The sequence below is a fragment of the Candidatus Stygibacter australis genome (assembly GCA_030765845.1).
In the GTDB taxonomy this organism is placed as follows: domain Bacteria; phylum Cloacimonadota; class Cloacimonadia; order Cloacimonadales; family TCS61; genus Stygibacter; species Stygibacter australis.
Map to the genome: position 1 here is coordinate 1 of JAVCDJ010000185.1, position 12119 is coordinate 12119.

General features: G+C 39.1%; 10 protein-coding genes and 1 tRNA gene. 4 read left to right on the forward strand and 7 right to left on the reverse strand.

The window, feature by feature from the left end:
* The 6 genes from RAO94_09400 to RAO94_09425 all read right to left on the reverse strand — a co-directional run.
* Positions 1-686, reverse strand: a 686-nt coding sequence (locus RAO94_09400; protein ID MDP8322551.1) for a DUF2723 domain-containing protein, incomplete at its 3' end; no start/stop codon positions are given.
* A gap of 130 nt (positions 687-816) precedes the next feature.
* The gene (gene clpX, locus RAO94_09405) at positions 817-2031 is read right to left on the reverse strand and encodes an ATP-dependent Clp protease ATP-binding subunit ClpX (protein ID MDP8322552.1); all 1215 of its coding nucleotides are present in this window, start codon (positions 2029-2031) and stop codon (positions 817-819) included.
* A 12-nt stretch (positions 2032-2043) separates the two neighbouring features.
* On the reverse strand, positions 2044-2628 hold the full coding sequence (clpP, locus tag RAO94_09410; GenBank protein ID MDP8322553.1) for an ATP-dependent Clp endopeptidase proteolytic subunit ClpP: 585 nt from the start codon (positions 2626-2628) through the stop codon (positions 2044-2046).
* Between the two features lie 11 nt (positions 2629-2639).
* Positions 2640-3932, reverse strand: a complete 1293-nt coding sequence (gene tig, locus RAO94_09415) for a trigger factor (GenBank protein ID MDP8322554.1) — start codon at positions 3930-3932, stop codon at positions 2640-2642.
* A 74-nt stretch (positions 3933-4006) separates the two neighbouring features.
* Positions 4007-4092, reverse strand: a tRNA-Leu gene (locus tag RAO94_09420).
* Between the two features lies 1 nt (position 4093).
* Positions 4094-5221: a tetratricopeptide repeat protein gene (locus tag RAO94_09425; protein MDP8322555.1), complete on the reverse strand. Its 1128-nt coding sequence runs from the start codon at positions 5219-5221 to the stop codon at positions 4094-4096.
* A gap of 182 nt (positions 5222-5403) precedes the next feature.
* Between RAO94_09425 and RAO94_09430 the strand changes: the two genes are divergently transcribed.
* The 3 genes from RAO94_09430 to asnS are packed head-to-tail and all read left to right on the forward strand — an operon-like array spanning position 5404 to position 8490.
* Positions 5404-6069, forward strand: a complete 666-nt coding sequence (locus RAO94_09430) for a hypothetical protein (GenBank protein MDP8322556.1) — start codon at positions 5404-5406, stop codon at positions 6067-6069.
* A 39-nt stretch (positions 6070-6108) separates the two neighbouring features.
* Positions 6109-7083, forward strand: a complete 975-nt coding sequence (locus RAO94_09435; protein MDP8322557.1) for a Gfo/Idh/MocA family oxidoreductase — start codon at positions 6109-6111, stop codon at positions 7081-7083.
* Between the two features lie 15 nt (positions 7084-7098).
* Complete coding sequence (gene asnS, locus RAO94_09440) at positions 7099-8490, forward strand: asparagine--tRNA ligase (protein ID MDP8322558.1); 1392 nt, start codon at positions 7099-7101, stop codon at positions 8488-8490.
* Positions 8491-8550: 60 nt separating this feature from the next.
* Here the strand turns inward: asnS and RAO94_09445 are convergent, their stop codons facing one another.
* Positions 8551-9495 (reverse strand): YitT family protein, encoded by a 945-nt coding sequence (locus tag RAO94_09445; GenBank protein ID MDP8322559.1) that lies wholly within the window; start codon positions 9493-9495, stop codon positions 8551-8553.
* Between the two features lie 536 nt (positions 9496-10031).
* Here RAO94_09445 and RAO94_09450 point away from each other — a divergent pair.
* On the forward strand, positions 10032-11681 hold the full coding sequence (locus RAO94_09450) for a nucleoside kinase (protein MDP8322560.1): 1650 nt from the start codon (positions 10032-10034) through the stop codon (positions 11679-11681).
* Positions 11682-12119: the final 438 nt, after the last annotated feature.

Sequence of the window (12119 nt, forward strand, 5' to 3'; positions counted from 1 at the left end):
CCAGCTAGATAAATTCCCAGCCAGGACCAGAATTTCTCTTTATTCTTAAATGCTTCACAGACATTGGGATATATGACAATAAAGAGGACAGCCGGTGCGAGTTGAAGTACCGTTTGATGTACACCAAATCCCAGGAAAAAGAGGTAAATGATCAGCATCAGGTAGTTTTGGTGAGAGAAATTTTCTGATTTCTCAATATAGATCAAGGTAAGATATATGATAAGATTAAGGAAGAATGCAAGACCGCCATAAACTTCCGCTTCTATCGCATTACTCCAATATGTATAAGAAAAAGCGATGTACATGGCAGCAATGAATCCGGTGAGATAGGCAAATATCACTTCATCCTTTTTTACCCACATTGAAATAAATTTTACAGTGATAAGATAAGTGAACATCACTGCCAGAGCGCTGAAGAAGGCACTCATGAAATTTACTATCGCAGTATGAAAAAATTGATTCCCTGCCAGAGCAGTAAAAAATCTACCTAATAAAATATAAAATGGGTTTCCGGGAGGATGGGGAACACCTAAAATACTGCTGCAGGTGATATATTCTCCACAATCCCAGAAAGATAGACTACGTGCTAAAGTGAGAACATAAACTACCAGCGAGATGGTGAAAACAGCAACCGCTATAAATTTATTTAATTGTTTATTAATAACATCCTGTGGTTTGAAATTCATACTTCACTCCCAGATAAATTTTTATTATAAATTTTGGATTTGGCATATTTCGTCAAGCTAAATAACCATGAAAGAGAATTTATAGGGATAAAAAAAGCCGGTATGATTTTTCATACCGGCTGATATATTATCAGGAGACTTTTCGGGACAAAGGTTTGCCTTCTCCCTTCACTATCTCCGGAGTTATCACTATTGACTTGATGTCCTTATTTTCAGGTAGATTATACATAATATCTATCATAAATCTTTCCATTATTGAGCGAAGTCCACGAGCACCGGTCTTATGTTTTAATGCAACTTTACCAATTTCACGAAGTGCATCTTCTTGAAAGGATAATTTTACATCTTCCATCTCAAAAAGTTTTTTGTATTGTTTGCATATTGCATTCTTAGGTTCTGTAAGAATGGTTACCAGAGCTTCTTCATCGAGTTCTTCCAGTGACGTATAGACAGGTAATCTTCCCACCAGTTCTGGTATCAGTCCATATTTAACCAGGTCATCCGGAATTGCCTGGGCCAGAAGATCATCTACTGTTGGGGGATTTTGCAATACAACGTCAAAGCCTATTGTCTTCTTATTAGTTCTTCTTTTAACAATTTTGTCCAGACCCAGAAAAGCTCCTCCAGCGATGAAGAGTATATTCTTAGTATTAACTTCAATGAATTCCTGTTGAGGATGTTTTCTGCCACCTTTGGGTGGGACATTTACAATAGAACCTTCCAGTATTTTTAAAAGAGCCTGCTGTACCCCTTCTCCGGAAACATCACGTGTAATAGAAGGATTTTCTGATTTACGGGCAATTTTATCTATCTCGTCAATATAAATAATACCTTTCTCAGCCTTTTTCACGTCATAATCTGCGCTTTGAAGGAGTCTTACCAGGATGTTTTCCACGTCTTCACCTACATATCCTGCTTCAGTTAGAGTAGTAGCATCTGCTATGGCAAATGGTACTTTAAGAAAACGGGCAAGCGTCTGGGCGATAAGGGTTTTTCCGGAACCGGTTGGTCCGGTCATCAGGATATTACTTTTTTCTATTTCTATCTCATCTTTAATATTTTGCTTAAAGATTCGCTTATAATGATTATATACAGCCACAGAAATAAATCGTTTTCCTGTTTCCTGACTGATCACATACTGGTCAAGATAGGCTTTTATCTCTCTGGGTGTGGGAAGAACAAAATCTTCCATCTCTTCAGCACTTTTATCTTCATGAAGTATTTTATAACACATCATAATGCAATCGTTGCAGATATTTCCATCCAGCCCCCTGAGGAGATAATCTACTTCACCTGCATTTCTACCGCATATATTACAATGCTGGTCATTATTTTGTGATTTCACTAATATTACTCCTTATTTCCGGGAAGTTATCACTTCGTCAATAATTCCATATTCCACGCTCTGCTGTGCACTCATAAAGAAATTCCGGTCAGTATCCTTGATGATGTCCTTGATTGGTTTTCCCGTATGAAGTTTCAATATCTGGTTGAGTTTTTCTTTTTGCCTGATGATCTCATTAGCCTGGATCTCAATATCTGAGGCTTGACCTTGTGCTCCACCCCACGGTTGATGGATCATTACGCGACAGCTGGGAAGAGCAAATCTCTTTCCTTTTTGACCGGCAGTGAGAAGAACTGCACCCATACTTGCTGCCTGACCAATACAAATAGTATTTACATCAGGGCGAATGTACTGCATGGTATCATATATAGCCAGTCCGGCAGTAACTATTCCACCGGGACTATTAATGTACATATAAATATCTTTTTCCGGTTCTTCCGCTTCCAGATGTAAGAGCTGGGCTACAACAAGATTAGCAACATTATCATCGATTGCAGAGCCGATAAAAACAATCCTGTCCTTCAACAAGCGGGAAAAGATATCAAAAGATCTTTCTCCTCTGCCAGTCTGTTCAATTACAAAAGGTACTAAAGGCATAAATCCTCCTATCATTCAGCATCTGCTGAATGGTTATCCTCATCAACATTATCATTTTCATCATCTTCTACCGGTTCAACAAGTATTGCCTTTTCCAGCAGAAAATCCATGGTTTTCTGTTCTTTAACTGTGTTAATGAAATCTTCTGAATTTATTTGATTTGCATAGAGTTCTTTATATTTATCTACGTCAATCTTCAAATTATCAGCTGCTTTCTGGATCATTGCATCCTTATCTTCATCATTGATCTCAATTTCAAGCTTATCAGTTATCTTGTTTTTAAGATAAAATATCTTCATATTCGTCTCAGCAATTGGCATAAAGGTATCGATAAGTTGTTCTTTTTCAATACCATATTGCTTTGCAGCATCTTCAGCCATTTGCTCTGCATAAAATTTAACCGCAGAATCAGGAAGTTCGATTGGGTTAGCTTCCAGTAGAGCAATTTCCAGGGCATGTAATCTGTTTTTATCATTTTGCTCAATAATTTTGCTTTTGTAATCATCTTCGATACTTGCTTTCAATTGTTCAAGGTCTTCAAAACCTGCGTCTTTGGCAAACTCAACATTGATTTCTGGTAAGATTTCCTTTTTAATTGTAAGGGGTGTGATCTCAAAATCAAGATCACGATATTTCTGATATTCATCATCTTCCTGATCATGAGAAGGATTAAATATCTTTGATTGTACGCTTTCACCGACCTTAATTCCTAACAGCTTCTCATTCATTTCTTCGTTATAGATATTTGAACCCACAGTAAATTCTCTTTCAAATTCCATTGGCTTTTCTGCATCAAGCTGTTTAAAAGATGCTTTCACAAGCATATCAGTATCAATTGCTTCAGCTTCTTCCTGAGTGGCAAATTTGCCCTGCATATTTTCCAATGCATTATCCACCATATCATCAGTAAATTCTATTTCCTTAAATGTAACTTCCAGCCCTTCATATTTGGTGATCTCGATTTCAGGCATGATCTGGAATTTATATACAGCTTCAAAATCCTTATTTACATCCCAGTCAACTTTAACTATTTCTGCTTCATTGATGGGGTGAATGTCATTTTCATCCAATGCTTTTTTGTAATATTCTTCCGGTTGCTTGAGAATAAATTCTTCCTTAAATTGATCTCCATATAGCTGTTCTACCATTTTCAGGGGTGCTTTTCCCTTTCTGAATCCGGGTACACTAACTTTGGCTTTATATTGATTTACTATTTTCCGGTAATCCTTTTGAGCATCTTCTGCAGGAACGATCACAGTCATTTCTCTCCAGCCGGATTCTTGTACTTTAATTTCTGTTTTCACAGTTTCTCCTTTATTACCACTTTTTTCTTATAAAATTTCGGGCATGAAGCTCTTTTTATCATGCCCTTAAATTTTGGTGCGAAAGAGGGGATTTGAACCCCTACAGGATTGCTCCCACTGGATTCTAAGTCCAGCGCGTCTACCATTCCGCCACTTTCGCTCTAGTTCAGGTCTTGCAGCTTTTTTTGATATTGTTCTTTTAGTTCTATTTTACCCAATTTATTAGCTGCCAGGAACATTAACTGATAAGGTGCGGATTCATTAGGTGCCAAATCTGACCATTTCTCACCAAATTTAAGTACTGCTTCATAAAGTTCCAAAGAATTTAATTGATAACAGAATACACGTAAACTCTCAGCATCATAACCATTTATCTCAAATTCCATCTCACTGAACCGCAGGAAACTATCCATATCTTTAAGTTGCTGAGCAATTACTTTGGCATTGTAGGCTGCATCTAAATTAGTTGGTTCATATTCCAGGGTCGTTGTGAACATTGCCATTGCCTTGGCTGGCTCTTCAAGATTAGTATAGCAGATCCCCATATTAAAATAGTTATCAGGATTTTCCGGATTTATTTCGGATGCTTTCTCATAATACTGGACTGCCAGGTCTTTTTGATCTAATTGAAAATACTGATTGGCTATCAATTGAGCATTTTGTTCATTTTCAGGTTCCAAATCTACTAATTGCTTGAAATAGGAAATTGCTGTTTCTATATTTCCCTGTTTCAGATTGCTGTTACCTAGCATTTTAATCGTTAATAAACTGTCTGGAGCCAATGCATGCAGCTTTGTAAGTTCCTGAATTGCAATATCATATTCTTCAACTATATAATGATCATATCCACTTTTATAAATATATTTCCAGGAATTGGATTGTAAAAGCTTTGCCATTTCTTCTTTTTTATCCAAATCCTCTTTATCGATATATTTCTTATGATATTTTTTTGCTGCTTTCTCATCTGTTTCTTTCAGTTGGGCATATTCATCATAAACTTTTTGTATTGCACTAAGAGTGCGATTATAAAATTCATAAGCAGTTGCATAATCCAAATCCACTTCATAATAAATTCCTGCCATATTAAAAAGGCTTTCCACGTGATTAGGATTTTCTTCAATTACCTGCTGATAAAAAGGCATTGCCTTTTCATATATCTTTTGACGGTAGTAATTATTCGCAGAACGTAGATTTTTTTTGGCGACACCGTTCAAGTCCTGAATGTCTGCTGCCACAGCAGCTATCAATACAATTAAGATTATTCCCGTAATCAAGACCTTTTTCATCATAACCTCCATTACTTTTATACTTTGTTACTAAGTTCTTAGCCCCCACTATATTCGTCAATCAGTTTTTCATTATTAACCTGAAATATTATTTTTATTGCAAAATAGGAAGTTAGTTGACATTAAAAGCCTATTTCAGCTAAAGACATAAAATTTATATATAATTAAAATATATGAGGTTAATAATGAAAGATAATGTTATAACGATTTGCTGGGTAGTCATCCTGGCTCTGGTTCTGGCGATCTTGATCTGTCCGAATTCTCAGCGAGTTTTCAGAGAGCTTACAATTGCTTATCCATATTTAATGGGTCTTATCAAAGTTGGCCTTTTAGGAACCATGGGTGAATTGCTTGGTGGCAAAATAGTTACAGGGAAGTGGAAGCTGTCTGGTATCAGGCTGGGCGAGCGTTTTCTAGTCTGGGCATTTCTGGGAGTAGTATTCACAGTGGTATTTCCCCTATTCTCTTTCGGAACTGAAGGAATACTATCAGCCGGTTTGATCCCGGGCAAGGGCATTCCTCTTCTGGAAGCTTTCTGGAAATCATTCTTTATGAATATTGTATTTGCCTTTCCCATGATGAGCTTTCATCGGCTCACAGATACTGCGATCGAGCAGGGAGGATTGTTCAGAGCCTGGAATATACCTGCTGCTTTCCGCCAGATAGATTGGGATAACATGTTCAAAATAGTAGGATTCGCTTGTATCTGGTTTTGGATTCCGGCTCAGGTAGTTACTTTTTCTCTACCCCCTGAATTTCGGGTTATGAGTGCTGCATTACTGGCTATTGCCTTAGGTATCATTCTGGGTATTGCCAAAAAGATCTCTTTAAAGAATGCTCAGCAGGTGTGATAGCTTGTTTAATATAAAAAATAATCCGGGAGGTAATGGATGCTGAATATAGGAATAGTGGGAGTAGGACAATTTGGACAGAACCATGCCCGGATAATGTCACAATCTAAGCTGATCAATCTTGTTGGTTTATATGATAAAAAGCCCAAAAGAGCTAAGGAGATTGGTGAGAAGCATAATATAAAAGTATTCTCTGATTATCAGAGCCTATTGGATAAGTGTGATGCGATGGTGATAGTGGTAAACACAATCTCCCATTATGAGCTTGCCAAGTCAGCTCTTTTGAAGAAGCGTCACGTGTTCCTGGAAAAACCTATTACCGAAGAATTAGCTCAGGCAAAGGAATTAATTGAAATAGCAGCTTTGAATGATCTAAGATTGCAGGTAGGACACATTGAAAGATTTAATCCTGTTATTCTGGAAATCTCAAGTCTGATAAAAGATCCTATCTTTATCGAAGTACATCGTATTGCTCCTTTTAGCGCTCGCGGGACTGATGTCCCGGTGGTTCATGAGCTCATGATCCATGACCTTGATTTCATACTGGCCTTTATCGATAGTAAAGTAAAACACATCAGTGCTTCCGGTTCGAAAGTGATGACAAAAAGCATAGATATTGCCAATGCCAGGATTGAATTTGAGAATGGGGCAGTGGCAAATGTTACTGCCAGCCGCATTTCACTTAAGCGTTCCCGCCAGGCACGGATTTTTCAGAAGGACGCATATTTCTCTCTCGATTTCCAGGAAAAATCAGTGAGGATAGTCACTAAATCAAAGAAATTGTATAAAGTATATCCCAAAATATTAGCTGGGAAATTTGATGATATTAATCAGGAAGACGTGGTTGATATAAGAGAGGTGAAAGCTTCATCGGATGGAAAGGATGCCCTAACTATGGAATTAGAGGCATTTTTCCAGGCGATTGAAGCTGGCTCTAATCCACTTGTGGATGGTGTAGCAGGATATAATGCCCTTGAAGTCGCCCAGAAAATTGTAGAAAAGATAAATACCTGATAAATAGGAGATATTATGAAAATTACAGAAATAAAAGAAATATATGCCCAGCAAAGCAAATTTGCTGACCAGACTATTACGATCTGCGGTTGGATAAGAACTATCCGCAGCTCGAAAACCTTCGGGTTTATTGAACTCAATGACGGTTCCTTTTTTAAGAACATCCAGATAGTGTTTGAAGATCATCTGGAAAATTATGCTCAGATCAGTAAAGTCGGTATTGCTACTTCACTGTGTATTACCGGAAAACTGGAATTAACTCCTAATGCCAAACAGCCCTTTGAGATCAAAGCTACTCAGATAGTGATTGAAGGTGAATCAGCGGGAGATTACCCGCTTCAGAAAAAGCGTCACACCTTTGAGTACCTGCGGACGATAGCTCATCTGCGTCCCCGCACAAACACATTTTTAGCTGTATTCCGAATCCGTTCTCTGGCAGCACATGCAATTCACAGCTATCTGCAGGATAATGGCTTTGTGTGTGTGCACACACCAATAATTACTGGTAGTGATTGTGAAGGTGCGGGCGAGATGTTTCGCGTTTCCACTCTGCCTGCGGTGGATCCTCCCCTCACAGAAGATGGGAAAGTGGATTATGCTCAAGACTTTTTTGGCAGAGAAACAAATCTGACAGTTAGTGGTCAACTTGCAGTAGAAGCCTATGCGATGGCATTTCGCAAAGTGTACACCTTTGGTCCCACCTTTAGAGCAGAAAATTCTAATACTGCCCGTCATGCTGCGGAATTCTGGATGGTCGAGCCGGAAATCGCCTTTGCTGACCTTAAGGATGACATGGATCTGGCTGAAGGTCTGATGAAATACATCATAAACTACATCATGGAAAAGGCTCCCGATGAATTGGAGTTTTTCAATAAGTTTGTTGATAAAGGATTATTGGAAAGATTGAAGCATCTAGTCTCCAGCAGCTTTGGGCATGTCACATATACTGAGGCAATTGATATTTTATTAAGTGCTGATCGAGAATTTAAATTTCCTGTTGAATGGGGAATAGACCTGCAGACAGAGCATGAACGCTATCTGACGGAAGAGCACTTTCAGAAGCCTGTTTTCGTAACAGATTATCCCAAGGATATCAAGGCTTTTTATATGCGGCAGAATGATGATGGCAAAACGGTTGCTGCCATGGATCTGATGGTGCCCGGAGTGGGTGAGATCATTGGAGGCAGTCAGCGTGAAGAACGTCTGGAAATGCTGAAAAAAAGGATCCAGGAGATGGGTTTAAATAAAGATGATTACTGGTGGTATATGGATTTGAGGAAATATGGCGGAACTAAACATGCAGGTTTCGGACTTGGATTTGAACGCGTTATCATGTATTTGACGGGTATGCAGAATATCCGTGACGTCATCTCTTATCCTCGAACCACTAATTCAGCAGAATTTTAATTAAATAAAAAATCCCTGACTCGTTCAGGGATTTTTTTTATAGGACCTATATTTATTCCCCTAATCAGGGCTGCTCAGATCAAGCTCCCTGCTTTTAAAGCCATATCCCATCACATCATGTACATCAGTGAGGATCATAAATGCCCCAGGGTCAATATCTTTCACCATGTCACGCATAACAGAGACCTGCCTTTTATTCATCACGCAGAAGATGATATTTTGTTCATTCCCCGTATAGCCGCCAGTTGCTTTTAGAAGTGTTACTCCCCGGTGAATGTGCTCATATATCGCTTCTTTTATCTCTACATATTTGGTGGATATCACGTAAACACCTTTCACGAATGGCAGTCCCTCAGAGGCAAGATCAGTCATCTTGGCCGAAATAAATAGATTAACATAACCCCAGATAATGATCTTAACATCCTTGAAAATAAGACCAACAGTCAAAATGATAAAGGTTTCCACGATCCAGTAGCCAGTACCTATGGAAAGCCCGGTCTTCTTCTTGATGAGAGCAACCGGGATATCAGTACCTGCGGTGGAACCTTTAAAGCGGAAGATAATTCCCAGACCAAGTCCCAGAAGAACAGAGCCGGCAATCGCAGAAAGATATATATCTGTGGGTCCCAAGATCGAGAATATCCTTTCTCCATCATAGAGGAAAGTGAATGGTGTCAAGTCACTGATTAGTCCAATTTTATTAAGATTGGCAAAACTTACTATATCAGTGAAAAAAGAAACCATCAGCATCCCATAAATGGAACGGGTACCAAAGCGTGAACCCATGAATATGAAACTTATTATAAATAAGGGAACATTAAAGAGGAGCATTGATATACCCATGGGAATATCAAAAAAATGAAATAATATCTGAGACAGACCACCTACTCCGCCCGGCACTATTTTATAGGGTGCCAGGAACCAGGAATAAGCCAGTCCTGTAAGCAGTGAACCGAACATTATACCGACTAACTGAATCAGATTTCTCTGCCATTTCTTTCTCATAATAACCTCCAATGCGGTCAGCGAAAAATTGCCCTTTATTACGTCAAGAATTTCCCCACAAGAGCGCGAGGGTGCGAAGATGAGAGGGTGTGAAAGGGTGAGAATAATTGAATCAGTCATAGGCTGACAGGATGTAAAATTGAAAATTAAGTGTAATATGTGGATTTTCAATCCATGAATCGTACTCCTTCGCTTACGCTGCATAAAGCTTCGGAGTATCTTCGATGAGTCGTGAATCGATTTTTTTTAGTCTTTCAGTCCCGCAGTCTATCAGTCGGGCAGTCCTGCAGTCGAGCAGTCCATCAGTCATGTAGTCGCACCCTTATTTTTCTTATCCGTGTTCATCCGTGCAATCCGTGGCTAAAATCTTCATTACATTTTCTGTGTTCTCTGTGACCTCTGTGGTGAATATTCTTTTCTTACATTACATTTTTCGTCTCACTTTTCATTTTTCACTAATCACCAGCACAAAGTGTGCAAATCTACTTTCCCTTGACTGATTTAGCAGTCATATTTGTCTGCGTGTGGAGGTTTCGATGGAAAAATTATTTGTAGAAATAGATGCTCATCCCGCGGGAGAGCTGGAATATACTGAAGGAATAGAAATTGAGAAGATATGCGAGGAACTCAAACTTGATTATCCAAGTTATGTGATAGCCAAGCTGGATAACGTAATACTGCCTACAGATAGTGTACCCGGTGGGGGAGTGTTGAATATCATAACCATAAATTCCACCGAGGGCAGCAGTATCAGGATGAATACAACCCTGTTTGTGATGCTGAAAGCATTTCATAATTGCTTCAATGGTCACTATAGAGTAATTGTTGAGCATTCCATAGGTGATGGTATATATTGTGAAGTGTTTGGCAGCAGGATATTCACTCCTCAGGATATAGAGAAAATGCAGGAAGAAATGGAGCGGATAATTGCCGAAGCAATTCCCATAACACGGGTCATTTTATCTTATTATGAAGCATTCCAGATATTTGCTGAACAGGGTAGAAAAGATGTACTCACTCATTTACATCCCGAAGAAAATATCATTAATGAGTGTCGGAATTTCTATGAACTTATCTACGCCCAGATAGCTAATTCCACTACTGTTGCCAGGAATTTTGCGCTCTATTATCACTCTCCGGGCTTTATCCTGCGTTATCCACGTCAAGGCGAACATCATCTCAAGCCTGAATTCCATTTCCCCAAAAAGCTGTTCTCAACTCATCAGGAGCATGATAAATGGTTAGGTATAATTAAGCTCCACATGGTGAAATCTTTGAATAGAGCAGTGAAAGATTGCACTATCAGGGAAAAGATCCAGATCGAGGAAGCGCTTCAGGAGCGCAAGCTGGTTAAGATATCTGATGAGATAATGTCAGACAGGAATCTAAAGCTGGTACTGATCGCTGGTCCCTCATCATCTGGTAAAACAACTTTCTCCAAACGGCTGGCAATTCAATTGATAGTGAATGGCATCAAGCCCCTTGCTATCAGTCTGGATGATTATTTCCTGCCTCATGACCGTACTCCCCGTAAACCGGATGGTGAATTTGATTTTGAGAATATTGAAGCAATAGATCTGGAAAGATTGAATAGAGACCTTACTGACCTGATGAGTGGCAGAGAGATAGAATTGCCCAAATATAATTTTAAAAATGGTACATCTCGCAACAGCGGGACCCGGATCTCGATGGGAGAAGATGACCTGCTGGTGATCGAAGGTATCCATGGTTTGAATGATATGCTCACCCAGAGTATTCCCTTTCAGCAGAAAACCAAGATATATGTATCCGCTTTAAATAATCTGAATATTGATGAGCATAACAGGATATCAACTACTGATTGCAGACGGATCAGGCGCATGGTGCGTGACAGCAAGTTCAGAGGAATTGATGCCGAAACTACATTGAAGAGATGGGATGATATTCGCATAGGTGAAGAGAAATATATTTTTCCTTTTCAGGAAAACGCTGATTATATGTTCAATAGTATCCTAACTTATGAGCTGGGAGTATTACGTCATATTGCCAGACCTCTCCTGGAAAGCATAAGACCTACTTCTTCAGAACATTCAGAAGCCCTCAGGCTGCTGAGGATACTGGACATGATAGCGGGTATAAACATTGAATTAGTGCCCGGAAATTCCATCATTAGAGAGTTCATCGGAGGAAGCGCGTTTAATTATTAACAAAACGTGACTGGTGATTAGTGATTGGTGAATCGCGGAATTAGTGAATAGTGAACAGTGAACTGTGAAGGGAAAGTCGTGACTGAAAGACTACACGACTGATAGACTGCTTGACTTAAAGACTAAACAAATAATGAATTCTAATTGTGAATTGTGAATGGTGATTGGTGAATCGCGGAATTAGTGAACAGTGAACAGTGAAGAGAAAGTCGTGACTGGTGATTAGTGATTAGAAAATAGTTCGTTTTGTTAGTTTTGTTCGTTGCTTAAAAATTCTTACATTACATTATCCGTGCTCATCCGTGTTATCCGGTGCGTCACGAAGTGGTGTACCTCTAGCTGGTGAAAGTCCAGTCCGGTTAATTTTCTGTTCAGCCGGAAGTGAAAAAGATGACTATCTCCAGTAATGGAATAGTCAAAGCTCTTTGAATCGGTAAG